At 61.6% G+C, this 18,532-nt stretch carries 13 protein-coding genes, 1 tRNA gene and 1 pseudogene; 6 read left to right on the forward strand and 9 right to left on the reverse strand.

Features of this window, described 5'->3' with window-relative positions; all coding sequences use genetic code 11:
• Window positions 1-93: 93 nt before the first annotated feature.
• The 6 genes and pseudogenes from FFS12_RS16305 (at window position 94) to FFS12_RS16330 (ending at window position 7,924) form a co-directional block, all read left to right on the forward strand.
• A complete protein-coding gene (locus tag FFS12_RS16305; RefSeq protein ID WP_137888307.1) occupies window positions 94-1,275 on the forward strand; it encodes an acetyl-CoA C-acetyltransferase in 1,182 nt (393 codons plus the stop codon).
• 255 nt (window positions 1,276-1,530) lie between these two features.
• On the forward strand, window positions 1,531-2,547 hold the full coding sequence (locus FFS12_RS16310; RefSeq protein WP_137888309.1) for a class I SAM-dependent rRNA methyltransferase: 1,017 nt from the start codon (window positions 1,531-1,533) through the stop codon (window positions 2,545-2,547).
• Window positions 2,548-2,629: 82 nt separating this feature from the next.
• A complete protein-coding gene (locus FFS12_RS16315) occupies window positions 2,630-5,590 on the forward strand; it encodes a DUF748 domain-containing protein (protein WP_137888311.1) in 2,961 nt (986 codons plus the stop codon).
• A gap of 158 nt (window positions 5,591-5,748) precedes the next feature.
• Window positions 5,749-6,074, forward strand: a pseudogene (locus FFS12_RS16320) (DUF2845 domain-containing protein).
• 64 nt (window positions 6,075-6,138) lie between these two features.
• Window positions 6,139-6,441 carry a DUF2845 domain-containing protein gene (locus tag FFS12_RS16325; protein ID WP_137888313.1) on the forward strand — a complete coding sequence of 101 codons (303 nt, stop codon included), beginning with the start codon at window positions 6,139-6,141 and terminating at the stop codon, window positions 6,439-6,441.
• A gap of 28 nt (window positions 6,442-6,469) precedes the next feature.
• Window positions 6,470-7,924: a rhomboid family intramembrane serine protease gene (locus FFS12_RS16330; protein WP_137888315.1), complete on the forward strand. Its 1,455-nt coding sequence runs from the start codon at window positions 6,470-6,472 to the stop codon at window positions 7,922-7,924.
• A 44-nt stretch (window positions 7,925-7,968) separates the two neighbouring features.
• Here FFS12_RS16330 and FFS12_RS16335 read toward each other — a convergent pair whose 3' ends face one another.
• The 9 genes from FFS12_RS16335 to FFS12_RS16375 all read right to left on the reverse strand — a co-directional run bounded on the left by FFS12_RS16335 (window position 7,969) and on the right by FFS12_RS16375 (window position 18,507).
• Complete coding sequence (locus FFS12_RS16335; RefSeq protein WP_137888317.1) at window positions 7,969-9,381, reverse strand: hypothetical protein; 1,413 nt, start codon at window positions 9,379-9,381, stop codon at window positions 7,969-7,971.
• Between the two features lie 262 nt (window positions 9,382-9,643).
• Window positions 9,644-11,746, reverse strand: a complete 2,103-nt coding sequence (gene pnp, locus FFS12_RS16340; RefSeq protein WP_137888319.1) for a polyribonucleotide nucleotidyltransferase — start codon at window positions 11,744-11,746, stop codon at window positions 9,644-9,646.
• A 174-nt stretch (window positions 11,747-11,920) separates the two neighbouring features.
• Window positions 11,921-12,190 carry a 30S ribosomal protein S15 gene (gene rpsO, locus FFS12_RS16345; RefSeq protein WP_137888321.1) on the reverse strand — a complete coding sequence of 90 codons (270 nt, stop codon included), beginning with the start codon at window positions 12,188-12,190 and terminating at the stop codon, window positions 11,921-11,923.
• A gap of 120 nt (window positions 12,191-12,310) precedes the next feature.
• Window positions 12,311-13,228, reverse strand: coding sequence for a tRNA pseudouridine(55) synthase TruB (gene truB, locus FFS12_RS16350; protein ID WP_137888323.1), 918 nt, complete (start codon window positions 13,226-13,228; stop codon window positions 12,311-12,313).
• Window positions 13,229-13,232: 4 nt separating this feature from the next.
• Window positions 13,233-13,652, reverse strand: coding sequence for a 30S ribosome-binding factor RbfA (gene rbfA, locus FFS12_RS16355; RefSeq protein ID WP_137888325.1), 420 nt, complete (start codon window positions 13,650-13,652; stop codon window positions 13,233-13,235).
• 124 nt (window positions 13,653-13,776) lie between these two features.
• Entirely contained in the window at window positions 13,777-16,287 is a 2,511-nt protein-coding gene (gene infB, locus FFS12_RS16360; RefSeq protein ID WP_137888327.1) for a translation initiation factor IF-2, read from the reverse strand.
• Between the two features lie 25 nt (window positions 16,288-16,312).
• Window positions 16,313-17,794, reverse strand: coding sequence for a transcription termination factor NusA (gene nusA, locus FFS12_RS16365; RefSeq protein WP_137888329.1), 1,482 nt, complete (start codon window positions 17,792-17,794; stop codon window positions 16,313-16,315).
• Between the two features lie 47 nt (window positions 17,795-17,841).
• The gene (gene rimP / locus FFS12_RS16370; protein WP_119956194.1) at window positions 17,842-18,300 is read right to left on the reverse strand and encodes a ribosome maturation factor RimP; all 459 of its coding nucleotides are present in this window, start codon (window positions 18,298-18,300) and stop codon (window positions 17,842-17,844) included.
• Between the two features lie 131 nt (window positions 18,301-18,431).
• Window positions 18,432-18,507 (reverse strand) — tRNA-Met (locus FFS12_RS16375).
• Window positions 18,508-18,532 lie beyond the last annotated feature (25 nt).

Here is an 18,532-nt window from a genome sequence, read left to right on the forward strand (position 1 = left end):
CTCGGCTCAACCTCTGGCCGTAAGCAAAGCCTCTGTGCCACCATATCCGCCCGCCGCGGCTTGCCGCGCCCAATATTCGTGAGGATCTGCGCCATGCAAGAAGTCGTTATCGTCGCCGCCACCCGTACCGCCGTCGGCAGTTTTCAGGGCTCGCTGGCGAGCATTCCTGCCGTCGATCTGGGGGCGGCGGTGATCCGCAGCCTGCTCGAGCAGAGCGGCCTGGATGGCGCGCAAGTGGACGAAGTGATCTTCGGCCAAGTGCTGACCGCCGGCGCCGGACAAAACCCGGCGCGGCAGGCCGCGATCAAGGCCGGCCTACCCCATGCGGTACCGGCGCTGACGCTGAACAAGGTCTGCGGCTCCGGCCTGAAGGCCCTGCACCTGGGCGCCCAGGCGATCCGCTGCGGCGACGCCGAGGTGATCATCGCCGGCGGCCAGGAGAACATGAGCCTCTCCGCCTACGTCATGCCTGGCGCCCGCACCGGCCTGCGCATGGGCCACGCGCAAGTCATCGACACGATGATCAGCGACGGCCTGTGGGATGCCTTCAACGACTACCACATGGGCATCACCGCCGAAAATCTGGTGGAAAAATACGCGATCAGCCGTGAAGCGCAGGATGCCTTCGCCGCCGCCTCGCAGCAGAAAGCCGTGGCCGCCATCGAAGCCGGGCGTTTTGCCGAGGAAATCACCCCGATCCTGATTCCGCAGCGCAAGGGCGAACCACCGGCCTTCGCGACCGACGAGCAGCCACGCGCCGGCACCACGGCCGAATCCCTGGGCAAACTGAAACCGGCGTTCAAGAAAGACGGCAGCGTCACCGCCGGCAACGCTTCCAGCCTCAACGATGGCGCTGCCGCCGTACTACTGATGAGCGCCGCCAAAGCCAAAGCCCTCGGTTTGCCGGTGCTGGCGCGTATCGCCGGTTACGCCAATGCCGGTGTCGACCCGGCGATCATGGGCATCGGCCCGGTCTCGGCGACCCAGCGCTGCCTGGAGAAGGCCGGTTGGACGCTAGAGCAGTTGGACCTGATCGAAGCCAACGAGGCCTTCGCCGCGCAATCCCTGGCGGTCGGCAAAGAACTCGGCTGGGAGGCCAGCAAGGTCAACGTCAACGGCGGCGCCATCGCCCTCGGCCACCCCATCGGGGCATCGGGTTGCCGGGTACTGGTGACCCTGCTGCACGAGATGATCAAGCGCGATGCCAAGAAAGGCCTGGCCACCCTGTGCATCGGCGGCGGCCAGGGCGTGGCGCTGGCGATCGAGCGCGAGTAACGCAGGTCACACCGTAGGCTGGGTTAGCGGCGGGCCACCATCATGTGATGACGCATGGCTCGAGCGCCGCCTAACCCAGCGCAACTCAGGTTCGGTATCACGCCAATGCCGGGTTATGGCGCGTCGAGTTTGTCTGCATGCTGCACGTCAGCGTATGCGCCTAACCCAGCCTACCGGCCACGTCACTGCAACGCCGACCCGAGTGTCGGCGTTTTTCTTGATAAACTGCGCGCCTCCTTTTTTGAGTCGTCGCGCATGCCTTCTCTCGATCAGGCGCTGCGCGCCGCCCTCGACACTCGTCAGCCGCTGTTGGCCGAACTGCAGGCTCAAGGCACCGACTGCTACCGGTTGTTCCACGGCAGCCAGGAAGGCGCTGCCGGCCTGACTATCGACCGCTACGGCCGGCAACTGCTGGTGCAGAGTTTCCACAGCACGCTGGAACACCCAGCCCTGCTGGAACTGCACGCGACCATCAACGCGCGCCTCGGCCTTGAGACCTTGCTGGTCTATAACGACCGCTCGCGCGGCAACTCCCGCATCGATCGCAGCGACCCGGTTTACCAAGCCACCCCAGCCGCACTGGAAGACCTGATCGGCCACGAATGGGGGCTGAAGTATCGCGTGCGTGGCCGCCACGCCGGCCAAGACCCGCTGCTGTTTCTCGACCTGCGCAATGCGCGGGGCTGGGTGAAGGCCCACAGCGCCGGCAAAAGCGTGCTCAACCTGTTCGCCTACACCTGCGGCGTTGGCCTGTGTGCGGCGGCCGGTGGCGCCCGCGAGGTGTGGAATGTGGATTTCGCCGAGGGCAATCTGACGGTCGGCCGCGAGAACGCCGCGCTCAACCCCGAGCTGCCGGCGATGGAATTTATCCAGTCCGACTACTTCCCCGCCATCCGCCAGTTGGCGGGGCTGCCCATCGCCCAGCGCCGCGGGCAGAAACTGCCGAGCTACCTGCGCCTGCAACAACGCCAGTTCGACCTGGTGCTGCTCGACCCGCCGGCTTGGGCCAAAAGCGCCTTCGGCACCGTCGACCTGCTGCGTGACTACCAGAGCCTGCTGAAACCGGCGCTCTTGGCCACCGCCGAGAATGGCGTGCTGATTTGCTGCAACAACCTAGCCAAGGTGGCCCTGGAAGACTGGCGTGAGCAGGTGCTGCGCTGCGCCGACAAGCTCGGCCGGCCAGTGCGCGACTGCCAAGTGCTGGCACCCGCCGCCGATTTTCCCTCGGCAGATGGCCGTCCACCGCTGAAGACTCTGATTCTTCAACTTTAGGAGGCGGCGTAGATCGCTCTCGGAACCCAAAGCCCGTGCCATACTCCAAACCACTTCTTGCCAGGAAAGATGAAGCCTCACCATGCCCAAAGGATTGAAACGCGCCGGTGGCGCCCTGCTGATTGCCTTCGCCCTCTATAGCCTCCTCGGCTTCCTGATCCTCCCAGGCATAGCCCTGCGCATCGCCAATCAACAGCTGGCCGAACTCGCCACTGTGCCGGCCAGCCTCGAGCGTTTGGAGCTCAACCCCTTCAGCCTGGAACTGACCCTCTGGGGCTTGCATCTGGGCGAGCCGGGTGCCGAACAGCTGGCCTTCGAACGCCTGCACGCCAACCTGCAACTGAATAGCCTGTGGAGCGGTGCGCTGCATCTGGCGGCTGTCGAGTTGGAGAAGTCCCACACCGAGGTCCTGTTCGCCAAGGACGGCGCGCTCAATCTAACGCAGCTGTTCAAGCTGCCGACGAGCCCCGAGCCGCCGGCCGAGCAAGCGCCGAGCGAGCCTTTCCCACTGCGCATCGATCGCCTGCAACTGATCGAAGGCGGCCTGCACTTTGCCGACCTGCGCCCCAGCGAGCCGGTCGAGTTCGTCTACGACTCGCTCAATCTGGAACTGAAAAACCTCAGCACCCTGGCGGACGACAACTCCGAGATGAGCCTGGTCGCCAAAGGCCCGCACGGTGGGCGCATCGACTGGAGCGGACAGATCAGCCTGACGCCCATCACCTCCAGCGGCCAATTGAAGATCACCGAAGGTAAGATGAAAGCCTTCTGGCCCTATGTCCGCGACGCCGTGCCCTTGGTGTTGGAGGATGGCGTCATCAGCCTCTCCACCGACTACAGGCTGGATCTGAGCAAAAGCACCGAGCTACTGCTGAACAATACCGCCGCCACCATCGCGCCGTTCGCCATCAAGGCAACCGATGGCCGGCCGCTGGTACGCCTGGAGCGTTTGGAAGTCAGCGAAACCTCGCTAGACCTGGCTAAACAGCACGTCATAGTCGGCAAGATCCGCAGTCAGAACCTGGAAACCTGGGTCGCCCGTGAGAAGGACGGCGAACTGGACTGGCAAAAACTGTTCGCCTCGCCCCCCTCCGCACCACCGGCCAAGCCGGCCCCAGTCGCAACGCCAGCAGCCGACAGCACGACTGACGCGCAAGCACTCGCCACTGCCGACGCCACAACGCCAGCCGCCGTACAGGCAGAGCCGAGCAAACCCTGGCAAGTCTTACTGCGCGATACCCAGTTGCGTGGCTACCAGATCCACCTGGCCGATCGCCTGCCCGAGCAGGCCGTCGCCTTGGAGCTCGGCCCACTCAATCTCGACCTGCAGGACTTCGACAGCCTCAACCAGTCGCCTTTCACCTTGAAGCTCGATACCGGCCTCGGCAAACAGGGCAAGCTCAACGTCGCCGGCCAGGTCAACCTGAGCCCGATCAGTGCCAAATTGCAGGTCGCCACCCGGGATATCGACCTGCGCGTGGCTCAAGCCTACTTGGCCCCCTTCGTCCACCTGGAGTTGCGCAGCGGCCTGCTCGGCAGCGATCTCGCCGTCGACCTGCAGAGCACCGAGCCGCTGGCCTTCGGCGTCACCGGGCGCGCCGAAGTCAACCAGCTGCACAGCCTCGACACCCTTAAAGAGCGCGACTTCGTCAAATGGCAGCAGTTAGTGCTCGACGGTCTGAGCTACCAGCATGGCGACAGCCTGGTGATCGCCAAGGTCAGCCTGGCCCAGCCCTATGCACGCTTTCTGATCAACGAGGATCGCAGCACCAATGTCAGCGACCTGCTCATTCCACAGCCAGCCGATCCCCAAGCCCAACCCGCAGCGGCCGGCAAGCCACTGGGCATCCACCTTGGCGAAATAAGCATCAATGACGGCTCGGCCAACTTCGCCGACTTCAGCCTGACGCCCAACTTCGCCACCGCGATCCAGCAACTCAACGGCCAGATCGGCCCCCTCGACAGCCGCAACCCGAAGCCGGCGAAAGTCGACATCAAGGGCAAGGTCGACCGCTATGCACCGGTCAGCATTCTTGGCAACCTCAATCCCTTCGACCCGCTGGACAGCCTGGACCTGACCACCAGTTTCAAACATGTCGAACTGACCACGCTGACGCCCTATTCCGGCAAGTTCGCCGGTTATCGCATCCGCAAAGGCCGGATCAATCTGGACCTGCATTACCGCATCGAGAAAGGCCAGTTGAACGCCGAAAACAAGCTGGTCGTGGAGAAGCTTCAGCTCGGCGAACAGGTCGACAGCCCGGACGCCGTCGACCTGCCGATACGCTTGGCCGTCGCCCTGCTGAAGGACTCGGAAGGCAAAATCGAGATTGAGCTGCCGGTCTCCGGCGATCTCAACAACCCAGAGTTCAGCGTGATGCCGATTGTCTGGCAAACCCTGCGCAATCTGGTGTTGCGCGCCGCACAGGCGCCATTCAAGTTCATCGGCGGACTGGTCGGCGGCGGCAGCGATGTCGACCTCAGCACCGTGCAGTTCGCCGCCGGCAGTGACGCATTGGACGGCAACGCCGAGAGCGCCCTGAGCACACTCTCGGCGGCCCTTAAAGAACGCCCGGGCCTGCGCCTGGAAGTAGAAGGCCTGAGTGCCGCCAAGAGTGACGGCCCACTGTTGGCCCAACAGCGTCTGCAGCGCGAATACCAGAGCATTTACTACAAGATCCTGCAGCGCCGCGGCGACAAGGTGCCGGCCGAGGCCGGTCAACTGGAAGTGCCCGAAGATGAACAGGCGCCGATGCTGGAAGGCATCTACCGCACTCGACTGAAACAGCAACCACCGGCCGAGTGGACCGAGCTGAGCGACGACGAGCGCAGCGCCAAACTGCGCGAGGGCGTCCTTAACTTCTGGGGCAAAAGTGAACTGCTGCTGCGCCAACTGGGCCAGGCGCGGGCCGCCAGCATCAAGGACTATCTGGTGGCTCAGGGTGGGCTAGCGGACGAACGCATTTATCTGCTCGATGTCAGCCTCGGCGAGGTGGGAACCGACGGTCGCGTGGCCTCACCGCTGCACCTGGATAGCGAATAAGTCCACGGCCACGGTTGCGGCGTATCGGCCGAATAACGGCCCGCCCAAGCGCCGCCCCCTTGCCGGCAAGCGCCTGAAACCTATCGCGATTCGGCGCCACTGACAGCCCGGCAACGCAGGTGTAGGCTGAGCTCACCGCATCGGTTTCGGATCGCCCCGTGAAAGCCCCCGCCTTGCTTGGCCTGTCGTTTTTCCTCTTGACCGGACCCGTCGCTGCCGCCTCCACCCTGCGCTGTGACAGCGAGCTGATCAGCCTCGATGATCACAGCGGCGAGGTGCAGAGCAAATGTGGCGAACCGCTCAGCCGCGACTTCCTCGGCTACCGGGTGATCGTCGGCTACTACGGCGAGCGCAGCGAAGTGCAGCGAAGTGCAGCGAAGTGCAGATCGAGGAATGGGCCTACGGTCCGCGCAACGGCATGTACTACTACCTGCGTTTCGAAGGCAACCGCCTGGTCAAGATCGAGAGCAAACGCGGCAACTGACAGGCCTTAGCAGCCAATGCTAGGCTGCCTCCCCCCTCTTCCTCAGGACAGGATGCCCACTGCGATGAAAACCTCTCTTACCCTGCTCGGTCTGCCGCTGCTCCTGCTGGCCGGCGAAAGCTTCGCCTCGCTGCGCTGTGAGAAAGGCATCGCCAGCGAAGGCGACCGCATGGTTGAAGTACAGAGCAAATGCGGCATGCCGACCAGTCAGAACGTCATTGCCTATTCCAAGACCCGCACCGGTAACCGCAGCGAAGAAGTTGAGGTGCAGGAGTGGGTCTACGGCCCCCAGAGTGGCGGCATGTTGTACTTCCTCAGATTCGAAGGCGGCGTCCTGAAGCGCATCGAGAGCAAACGCGGCAATTGAGCCGTACCATCGCCAAGGAAGGCTGTAGATGCTGATTCTCCCCGCCGAACACCCGCTGGACCGGAAAAAGCCACCGGTCATTACCCTGCTGCTGATTCTGCTCAATGTGCTGATTTACTTCGGCTACCAGAGCGGTGATAGCGGGCGCGAAGCCACTGCGGTCCAGACCTACCTCGATGGCGGCCTGCTCAACCGTGAGCGCAGCCTGTTTCTCGACGCATTCAGTGCCCGCCACGAGCCCGACCGCGAGCAACAAAAAGCCCTCGGCGCCATGCGCCGGCCGGAACTCGCCGAGTTGATCCTCGGCGACCTGCAGTTTGAAAACAGCCTGCATCACAACCCCGCCTACCAGGCCGATCCTGCCTGGCAGGCCGCACGGCAGAAGGCCGAAACCGCGCGCGACCAACTGAGCAACCTGCGCTTCGGCTTTATCCCGGCGAAATTCAGCGTCCAAGGCCTGTTCGGGGCGATGTTCCTGCATGCCGACTTCGGCCACCTGGCCGGCAACATGCTGTTTCTGTTCATCTTCGGCTTCGCCCTGGAAATCGCCCTGGGCCGTTGGGTCTACCTGGGGCTGTATCTGCTCAGCGGCGTGGCCTCGCACCTGCTGTGGTGGATCATGGACCCGGTATGGGTCACCGGGATTGGCGCCTCGGGGGCGATCTCCGGGCTGATGGGCATGTACCTGGGCATCTATGGGTTGCGGCGGATCAACTTCTTCTACTGGCTGGGCCCGCTGTTCGGCTACTTCCGCGCGCCGGCCCTGTGGATTCTGCCGGTGTGGATGGGTAAGGAACTGTATGGCCTGCTACTCGCCGACGACCATGTGAACTACTACGCCCACCTCGGCGGCATGGGCGCCGGCTTTCTCGCCGTCTGGCTACCACGCCTGGGCGGCCAGCTGAAAGTCGACGAAGCCTATCTGCACAAGGAAGATCCGGATGCACAGTTCAAGCGCGAGCTGGCTGGGCTGGATCAACTGATCGGCCGCTTTGCCCTGGAGCAAGCCGCCCCCCGCGGGCTGGATTTGCTGGCCCGCTACCCTGGGCGGCTGTTGCTGCTGGAGCGCCTCTACCCAGTGGCGAAGAATCGCCAGGGCAACGCCCTGATGAGCGTCCTGCTAAAACAATTCTTCCTCCTCCCGCAGCAGCCGGCCGGCCTGCCGCTGCTACGGCGCTTGGCCGACGACAGCAGCGACCCGCAGCAGCGCCTGCTGCAACATCCCGCCGTGCAGTTACACCTGCTGCAACGTCTGCTGCGCGTAACCGAAGGCCCGCGCGCACTAGCCGCCTGGCGCAAGCTAAGCCAGGCCAAAGCCCACCCGGCGCAACTGCCGGCGCTGACCCTGCAACTGGCCAAGCTGCTGGGGCAACGCGGCGATCTACAGGGCATTGCCGAGCTGAGCCGCTTTCTCCACGGCGCTTACCCGCAAACCGAACAGACCCAGCAATTGAGCCTGTATCGGCAACACCTAGCCCGCTGAATGCAGCAGGTCCGCTCCAACCCTGGTCGTGACCGGCGGCCGATTCAGGTGTTGGCCGCCAGCCGGGCGACTGTTGCCTCGAGTGCCGCGACTTCACTCAGCAGCGGTGATTGCGGGTACCGCGTGCGCACGAAGACCAGCAGCTTCTGCGCCGACTCCAATTGCCCCAGGCCCTCGGCAAAGCCTCGCGCCGCCAGCAGGTAAGCCCGGGGGATGTGGGGATAGTCGGGAAAGCGCTGGTGCAAATTACGCAGCAGGCTCAGGCCTTCGCGGGTCTTGTGCCGGTCCAGCAGCGCCCCGGCCAACCGCTCGCACAGCAACGCATCCTCGGGCAGAAAATCCGCCTGGAGCTGGCGTGCATTGAGCAGTGCCGTAGCCGCTTGCGCCGGGTTGATCCGCGCGGCCAACGGCAGGTAGTGCGCCAGGTGACGCAGGCACCGCTCACGGGCATTCAAGCCATACAACAGCTGATGGAAACGCTCATTCAACTTGAGGTCGTCCGGGTCACGTTCCAATGCGGCGGCCAGCGTTTCCAGAGCCTGACCACTCTGCCCTTCCTTCAGGCGAATCTCGGCCTCGGCCAACGCCCGGCGACGTAGATACTCGGCTGCCGGCAAGCCAACCTGGCTGTCTTCCTCCGCAATCGCATAACCAAGAGCCCCCTGATACTGGAACACCGCATAGCCCATCATGGCGCACATCACCACCCCGAAATAACCGAAGAGGAAGGCCGCCACCGGCACCAGCACCACTCGCGGCAGACCATGGGAAAGCATGTAAGTCACCCAGCTCGGCGACTGCCAGAGGATGAACAGGAAGGCGCAGAGGATCAGATAGCGCCAACCCATGGCCTTGATCACCTGCCCCACCTCGTCCGGGCTCAACGCCGCACTCAGGGTCTTATCCAACGCCAGGCGAATGATGCTGGCCGGCAGCGCCAACAACAGGCCGATATTCACCGCCCAGTACAGCGCCTCACTGTCGAAGTCGGCCGCCAGCCACAGCGCAGCGAAAGACAGGAGAAACACCACCAATTGCTTGAAGAACAGCCCGAAGCCCTCGCCGACAAAGGCGCTAAGCAGGCTCGGTGCCTGCTTTTGCGCCTCACTGTTGGCCTCGATCACGCTGTAGAAATACTTGGTGGCGATGCTGAACAGGACGACCCAGAGCAGAATCGAACGCGGCATAAACAGGCTGGCCAGCGCCAGTACCGCACTAAACGCCAGAGGCCCGGCTTGCAAGCCATAGGCGAAGAAACGCGGAATCCGCTCCCAGAAGGGCTGCGCACTGTTGGCGGCCCCGAGAAAATTGAGCTGGCTCCGACACAAGGGACAGGCCGGCTCGTCCGGGGCGGCGGCATTCAGCGGGATACAGCAGTCGCCAAAATGTCGCTGACAGGGCAGGCAGTGCCAGGTGGCGGGTTGCGTCGGGTGATAGTGGCAGAGAGTCTTATCCATGAACTGTAGTACTCCTTATTTGAGACTCTTCGCATCTTTGCGCTGAGGCGGCGTGCTCGACAGAAGGCAGCCTCACTGTAGGCTGGGTAGAGCCCTATGGGCAAAACCCAGCGTGGGCACGGCGACTTGGATTTGCTGAACCTCGGTTTGCCAGCCATTTTCAGCTGGGTTTCGCTACGCTCTACCCAGCCTTCGGCCTATTGTCCAGGCAAAAAAAGAGGGCCCGCAAGGGCCCTCTTTTTTGCACTAGCGAAGTTCGGGATTAAACGCCCGAAGCCTCGGCAGCCGCTACGTCTTTGATCGACAGTTTGATACGGCCGCGGTTGTCCACGTCGAGTACCAGAACCTTGACTTCCTGACCTTCTTTCAGCACGTCGGTGACTTTCTCGACCCGCTGATCGCTCAGCATCGAGATGTGCACCAAGCCGTCTTTGCCCGGCAGGATGTTGACGAATGCGCCGAAGTCGACGATGCGCTCGACCTTACCGACGTAGATCTTGCCGATCTCGGCTTCCGCGGTGATGCCCAGTACGCGCTGGCGCGCGGCCTCTGCAGCTTCCTTGGTTTCGCCGAAGATCTTGATGCTGCCGTCGTCTTCGATGTCGATCGACGCCTTGGTCTCTTCGCAGATAGCACGGATGGTAGCGCCACCCTTGCCGATCACGTCGCGGATTTTGTCCTGATCGATCTTCATCGCGATCATAGTCGGCGCGTTGGCCGACAGCTCGGTGCGCGACTGAGCGAGCACCTGGTTCATCTGACCGAGGATGTTCAGGCGAGCTTCCAGGGCTTGGCCCAGGGCGATCTCCATGATTTCTTCGGTGATGCCGTTGATCTTGATGTCCATCTGCAGCGCAGTAACGCCTTTAGCGGTACCGGCCACCTTGAAGTCCATGTCGCCGAGGTGGTCTTCGTCACCGAGGATGTCGGTGAGGATGGCGAACTTCTCGCCTTCTTTCACCAGACCCATGGCGATACCGGCCACCGGCGCCTTCATCGGCACGCCTGCGTCCATCAACGCCAGGGAAGCACCGCAAACCGAAGCCATGGAGCTGGAACCGTTGGACTCGGTGATTTCCGAGACGACGCGGATGGTGTAGGGGAACACGTCAGCCGCCGGCAGCATGGCCGCGATGCTGCGCCGGGCCAGACGGCCGTGACCGATTTCGCGGCGACCGGCGCCACCCATACGACCGCACTCACCGACCGAGTAGGGCGGGAAGTTGTAGTGCAGCATGAAGGGGTCTTTGCGCTCGCCTTCCAGGGTGTCGAGCAGCTGTGCGTCACGGGCGGTACCCAGGGTCGCAACCACCAGGGCCTGAGTTTCGCCACGGGTGAACAGCGCCGAACCGTGGGTCTTGCTCAGTACGCCGACTTCGATGGCCAGCGGGCGCACGGTACGGGTGTCGCGGCCATCGATACGCGGCTTGCCGTTGACGATGTTCTCGCGCACGGTGCGGTATTCGATTTCGCCGAAAGCGTCTTTGACTTCGCCAGTGCTCGGACCTTCGGCATTGGCGAATTTCGCCACGACTTGATCACGCAGCTCGCCGAGACGGCCATAGCGCTCGTGCTTGACGGTGAGGGTGTAGGCCTGGGAGATCGCTTCACCGAACTCGGCGCGGATGGCGTCGAGCAGCACGGTGTTCTTGGCCTGGGCTTTCCAGTCCCAAGTCGGCTTGCCGACTTCGGCAGCCAGCTCGGCAACAGCCTTGACCACCGCCTGGAGCTCGTCGTGGGCGAACAGCACTGCGCCGAGCATCTGGTCTTCGGTCAGCTCTTTAGCTTCCGATTCAACCATCAGCACAGCATCGGCAGTACCGGCCACGACCATGTCCAGGCTGGAAGCCTTGAGCTGCTCGTAAGTCGGGTTCAGCAGGTAACCGGTGCTTTCATGGAAGGCTACGCGAGCTGCGCCGATCGGGCCTTCGAAAGGAATGCCGGAGATGGCCAGGGCGGCCGAGGTGCCGATCATGGCAGCCACGTCCGGATCGGTTTTCTTGCTGGTCGACACGACGGTGCAGATGACCTGCACTTCGTTCATGAAGCCTTCCGGAAACAGCGGACGGATCGGACGGTCGATCAGGCGCGAGGTCAGCGTCTCTTTCTCGGACGGGCGCGCTTCACGCTTGAAGAAGCCACCAGGGATCTTGCCGGCGGCGTAGGTTTTTTCCTGGTAGTGCACGGAAAGCGGGAAGAAGCCCTTGCTCGGGTCGGCGGTCTTGGCGCCAACCACTGTTACCAGCACGGTAACGTCGTCATCGACGGTGACCAGCACAGCGCCGGAGGCTTGACGGGCAACGCGGCCAGTCTCGAGGGTTACGGTCGACTGACCGAACTGGAATTTCTTGATTACCGGGTTCACGGTGTTGTTACCTTCTATTTGCCTTGGGGAAATCTGTGTGTTGCAAATTTGTGGGCAGCCATGGGATTCGGACCCGAGGGCAGTCCAGATAAAACTTGAGGCTGGGAGCCTGTCGCAAACCACCAGCACGGCTGACGGAGAGCGACAAACAACCAACCTCTAGCAACGTCGGTATTAGCGACGCAGACCCAGGCGACCGATCAGGGCGCTGTAACGACTGGTGTCCTTACCTTTCAGGTAATCCAGCAGCTTACGACGCTGGTTTACCATACGGATCAGGCCACGACGCGAGTGGTGGTCTTTACCGTTGGCCTTGAAGTGGCCTTGCAGCTTGTTGATATTGGCGGTCAGCAGTGCAACTTGCACTTCCGGAGAACCGGTGTCGCCTACAGCTTGCTGGTAGTCAGTTACGATCTGGGCTTTTTCTTCAACGCTGAGTGCCATGTGGGCTTCCTCTCAGTTAAGAAACCGCTTCAAAAGAAAGCAGTTCCAATAGGCCGAGGACAAATCCTCGTATTTTAAAGTGAGATGTGACCGTGCCTATTAACAGCCACCCTCGTTCGATCATTCTGACCGAATCAATCGACGCGGCGCGATACGCCCGTCTTCGCTCACTTCACCGATACCGATGAAGCGGCCGTTGTGATCTTGCACCCGGACCATGCCGAACTTCGGCGCATCCGGGGCACGTACCGGCTGACCATGCAGCCAATAAAACGCACTGTGTTCCGAGAACTGCAACAGTGGCCAATGCTCAAGCCCGCTGTCCGACGGCAGCAGAAACTGATCGACCGCCTCGTTACCACCTTCGGCGTGAGCCTGTTCCAGCGCTTCCAGGCTGACCGTCTGGGCCAGGCTGAAGGGACCGGCCTGAGTGCGCCGCAATTCTGCAACGTGGGCGCCACAGCCGAGAACCTGGCCAATATCCTCGACCAGTGTGCGGATATAGGTGCCTTTGCTGCAGGCGACTGCCAGCCGCGCTTGCTCTGACTCGCAGGCCAGTAATTCCAGGCGCGCAATAGTAACAGAACGCGCTTCGCGCTCCACTACCTCGCCAGCCCGTGCCAGCTTGTAGAGCGGCTGCCCATCACGCTTGAGCGCCGAATACATCGGCGGTATCTGACTGATTTCCCCACGAAAACGCGGCAAAACCGCCTCAATGTCGGCGCGACCAACGGTCACTTCGCGACGCTCCAGCACTTCGCCTTCCGCATCGGCCGTGGTGGTGGTGACCCCCAGCTGCATGACGGTCTCGTAACCCTTGTCGGCATCGAGCAAGTATTGCGAGAACTTGGTCGCCTCGCCGAAGCACAGCGGCAACACGCCGGTGGCCAGCGGATCGAGGCTGCCGGTATGCCCGGCTTTCTCAGCATTCAGCAGCCAACGCACCTTCTGTAGCGCCGCGTTAGAGCTAAAGCCCTTAGGCTTGTCGAGCAGGATGATGCCGCTGACGTTACGGCGAATACGCTTAACCTGAGCCACGCCTCTACTCCTTGAACTCGGCCTTGACCTCGGTATCGACCTTGGCGTCGTCCCCAGGATGCTGGCCGTCCTCCGCCACCGCCCGCTCGATCAGCGCCGACAGGTGCGCACCGCGCATCACGCTTTCGTCGTAGTGGAAATGCAGTTGCGGCACGCTGCGCAGCTTCATCGCCCGGGCCAACTGCATGCGCAGGAAGCCGGCGGCGTCGTTGAGCACCTTGATGTTCTGTGCAATATCTTCAGCGCTGTCCTGGCCCATCACGGTGATGAAGATCTTCGCATGGCCGACATCACGACTCACCTCGACGGCGGTGATGGTCACCAGGCCTACGCGTGGGTCTTTGATTTCGCGCCGGATAAGCTGCGACAGCTCGCGCTGCATCTGATCGCCGATGCGCTGGGTACGGCTATATTCTTTTGCCATGGTGCTCTACACCTATCACTTCTAGCCTGTCACTCACCGCGCGGGCAAAACCCAGGCGGTCTGAAAGCGGCAAACGCCCGGCCAGGCAGAAGCCGGACCGGGCGTTGCGTATAACAGCTCGCGCTTAGAGGCTACGAGCCACTTGGATCTTCTCGAACACTTCGATCTTGTCACCGACTTTGACGTCGTTGTAGCTCTTCACACCGATACCGCATTCCATGCCAGCACGGACTTCGGACATGTCGTCTTTGAAGCGGCGCAGGGACTCTAGCTCGCCTTCGAAGATCACCACGTCTTCACGCAGTACGCGGATCGGCCGGTTACGGTGAACCATGCCTTCCAGCACCATGCAGCCGGCGATCGCGCCAAACTTCGGCGAACGGAACACGTCACGCACTTCGGCAATACCCAGGATGCTCTCGCGAACATCACTGCCGAGCATACCGGTGAGGGCTTTCTTGACGTCTTCGATGATGTCGTAGATCACGTTGTAGTAACGCATATCCAGACCTTCCTGCTCGACGATCTTCCGTGCGCCGGCATCGGCACGCACGTTGAAGCCAAACAGTACGGCGTTGGAGGCCAGTGCCAAGTTCGCATCGCTCTCGGTGATACCACCGACACCGCCACCGACTACGCACACCTGCACTTCGTCGTTACCCAGGCCACCCAAGGCGCCCTGCAAGGCTTCGAGCGATCCACGGACGTCAGATTTGAGGACGATATTGAGCGTCTTCTTCTCCGCCTGGCCCATGTTCTCGAAGATGTTTTCCAGCTTGCCGGCATGCGCGCGAGCCAGTTTGACTTCGCGGAACTTGCCTTGACGGAACAAGGCCACTTCACGCGCCTTCTTCTCATCGGTCAACACGCTGAGTTCGTCACCCGCATCCGGGGTGCCATCCAAGCCGAGAATCTCAACCGGGATCGACGGGCCAGCTTCTTTCACCGGCTTGCCGTTCTCATCGAGCATGGCGCGGATACGGCCGAAGTTGGAGCCGACCAGCACCATGTCGCCTTGGCGCAGCGTACCGTCCTGTACCAGCACGGTGGCTACCGGGCCACGACCTTTGTCGAGACGCGACTCGACCACGACGCCTCGTCCAGGAGCGGACGGGATCGCTTTCAGTTCCAGGACTTCGGCTTGCAACAGGACTGCTTCGAGCAGTTCATCGACGCCGGTACCCATTTTCGCGGAGACCGAAACGAACGGACTGTCACCACCCCACTCTTCCGAGGTAACACCATGGGTGGACAGCTCGCTCCGGATGCGATCGAGATCGGCACCTGGTTTGTCGATTTTGTTGATTGCAACGACCAGCGGAACACCCGCAGCCTTAGCATGCTGCACAGCTTCGATGGTCTGCGGCATCACGCCGTCGTCCGCCGCCACCACCAGGATGACGATATCGGTGGCCTTGGCACCACGCGCACGCATGGCGGTAAACGCCGCGTGACCCGGGGTATCGAGGAAGGTGACCATGCCGCGGTCAGTCTCCACGTGATAGGCACCGATGTGCTGGGTGATACCACCCGCCTCACCCGCTGCCACCTTGGCGCGACGAATGTAGTCGAGCAGGGAAGTCTTACCGTGGTCGACGTGGCCCATGACGGTCACGACCGGGGCACGGGCAATGGCTTCACCTTCGAACTTCAGGGATTCGGCCAACTGCTCTTCCAGGGCGTTGTCGCTGATCAGCTTGACGTTGTGGCCGAGCTCTTCAGCAATTAGCTGTGCAGTTTCCTGATCCAGAACCTGGTTGATGGTCACCGGGGTGCCCATCTTGAACATGAACTTGATCACTTCAGCGGCTTTGACCGACATCTGCTGCGACAGCTCGCCAACCGTGATGGTCTCGCCGATCACCACATCACGCACTACCGGGCCGGTTGGGCTCTGGAAGCCGTGTTGGTTACGCTTCTTCAGCTTGGCCTTGCCACGCCCACCGCGACGGAAGCTGTCGCTTTCCTCGTCAGTAGTACGCGGTGCCACTCGCGGAGCCGGAACCTTCTCTTTCTCTTTGACCGACGGACGATGCGCAGTGTTCTTACGGTCGCCACGGCGATCGCTATCATCATTGCGAGTCTTATCCGGGCGGCGCGGCTCATCTTTCTTGCGCTCATCCGCCACCGGCGCAACGATCGGCGGCAGCTCAACGGCCGCAACCGCGGCCGTGACGTCGCGAACCACTTCGGCTTGAGCGGCGGACTGAGCCGGAGCGCTGGCCTGACGGCGCGCGGCCTCTTCAGCCTGACGCTTGGCTTCTTCGGCAGCCTTCAGGCGCGCAGCCTCTTCCGCAGCGCGCTGCTCTTCCTGCTCACGCTTCTGCTCGGCTTCGATTTCTTCCGAGCTGCGCTTAACGAAGGTTTTCTTCTTGCGCACTTCAACGCTGATAGTTTTGCTACCGGCGACGCGCAGCGTGCTGGTGGTCTTGCGCTGCAAGGTAATCTTGCGCGGCTCTTCAACCTTTTCGCCGTGACTTCCTTTGAGATGCGCCAACAAGGCCTGCTTCTCGTTATCGGTCACAACTTGCTCGGCGCTGCTGTGCGGCAAACCCGCCTCACGCATCTGCAGCAGCAGGCGCTCTACCGGTGTGTCGACCACTTGGGCCAGTTCTTTCACCGTGACTTGCGTCATGCACTTCTCTCCTCAGGCCGCGAACTTACTCGAACCAATGGGCTCGGGCGGCCATGATCAACTTGCCGGCACGCTCAGCGTCGATACCGTCGATGTCGAGCAGGTCATCAATCGACTGCTCGGCCAGGTCTTCGCGGGTAATCACGCCGCGCACTGCCAGTTCATGCGCAAGCGCCTTGTCCATACCCTCGAGTGAGAGCAGGTCGTCGGCGGGATGAGCGTCTGCCAGCTTTTCTTCTGTAGCGATGGCTTTAGTCAGCAAGCGATCCTTGGCGCGAGCACGCAGCTCGGTGACGATGTCTTCGTCAAAGCCTTCGATGCTGAGCATTTCTTCCATCGGCACATAGGCGATTTCTTCCAGGCTAGTGAAGCCTTCTTCCACCAGCACCTGCGCCAACTCCTCATCGACTTCCAGCTCGTCGATAAAGCGCTGCAGGATGTCGCCAGTTTCAGCTTGTTGCTTCGCCTGGATATCCGCTTCGGTCATCACGTTCAGCGTCCAACCGGTCAACTGACTGGCTAACCGCACGTTCTGACCGCCACGGCCAATAGCCTGAGCCAGGTTGTCTTCGCCAACGGCGATGTCCATGGCATGGGCATCTTCGTCAACGATGATGGCTGCGACTTCGGCCGGTGACATGGCGTTGATCACGAACTGCGCAGGATTGTCATCCCACAGCACGATATCGACACGCTCACCGCCCAACTCACCCGACACTGCTTGCACACGCGAACCGCGCATGCCGATGCAGGCGCCTTGCGGGTCAATGCGTTTGTCTTTGGAGCGCACGGCAATTTTGGCGCGCGAACCCGGATCACGGGAGGCGGCCATCACTTCGATCAACTCTTCAGCGATTTCCGGTACTTCGATGCGGAACAACTCGATCAGCATTTCAGGCGCAGTACGCGACAGAATCAGCTGCGGGCCGCGGTTCTCGGTGCGGATTTCTTTCAGCAAGGCGCGCACACGGGCGCCCACGCGGAAAGTTTCCCGCGAGATGATGTCTTCACGAGCCAGCAGCGCTTCAGCGTTGTTACCCAGATCGACGATAACGTTGTCGCGGGTCACTTTTTTCACGGTGCCGGCAATGATCTCACCGAGCCGCTCGCGATAAGCTTCGACCACTTGAGCGCGCTCAGCCTCTCGAACCTTCTGCACGATCACCTGTTTGGCGGTCTGCGCAGCGATACGGCCGAACTCGATCGATTCGATTTTCTCTTCGATCACGTCGCCAATCTGGGCATCCGGCTTTTGTTCCCGCGCTTCATCGAGCGTCAGTTCAGAAGCCAGGTTCAGCAGCGACTCATCGTCGACCACGGTCCAGCAACGGAAGGTCTCGTAGTTACCGGTGTGGCGATTAATCTCCACACGCAACTCAACCTCAACGTCAAAACGCTTTTTGGTCGCAGTGGCCAGGGCCAGCTCCAGCGCTTCAAAAATAACGCTGGCCGGTACGCCCTTTTCGTTGGACACCGACTCAACAACCAGCAGTACTTCTTTGCTCATCGTACGCCTCGCCTTTCGCAATCCATTGGATCCGCGGGATCCGCGTCTCAGTCAAAACTGGGAACAATATTGGCCTTGTCGATCGAGTCGATCGGCAACAGATATTCGTGATCATCTACCAGCACCACGACGTCCTGCTCCTCTACTCCGCGGAGGAGGCCCTGAAAGTTGCGCCGCCCATCAAAAGGCGAACGCAGCTTGATCTTTACTTGCTCACCGGCATGCGCAGCGAACTGTTCAATAGTAAACAGCGGCCGATCCATACCCGGAGAGGACACCTCGAGGGTGTATTCGCTACTGACTGGGTCCTCGACATCGAGAACGCCACTCAACTGACGGCTAACCTTCTCGCAGTCTTCTACGAGAATGCCATTGGCATGGTCGATATAGATCCGAAGCAGAGAATGCCGCCCCTGAGACAGGAACTCGATACCCCAGCATTGATAGCCAAGGGCCTCGACTACCGGGGCCAACAAGGCCTGCAACTCTTCTAGCTTGCTCGACACCTGAACCCCTCGCGCATGCTGTGCAAATAAAAAATGGGCGAAACGCCCATCCCTTTGAAACCGCTTATAAATACTGGCGGGACTAACTGTCCAGCTAGCAAAAAGCCCCTGAAAAGGGGCTCCGCTACAACTGGTTGCGGGGGCTGGATTGAACCAACGACCTTCGGGTTATGAGCCCGACGAGCTACCAGACTGCTCCACCCCGCGCCAAAGCTGGGGCCGAAGTATACGG

Source organism: Pseudomonas sp. 2FE, from assembly GCF_005503735.1.
Taxonomy (GTDB): domain Bacteria; phylum Pseudomonadota; class Gammaproteobacteria; order Pseudomonadales; family Pseudomonadaceae; genus Aquipseudomonas.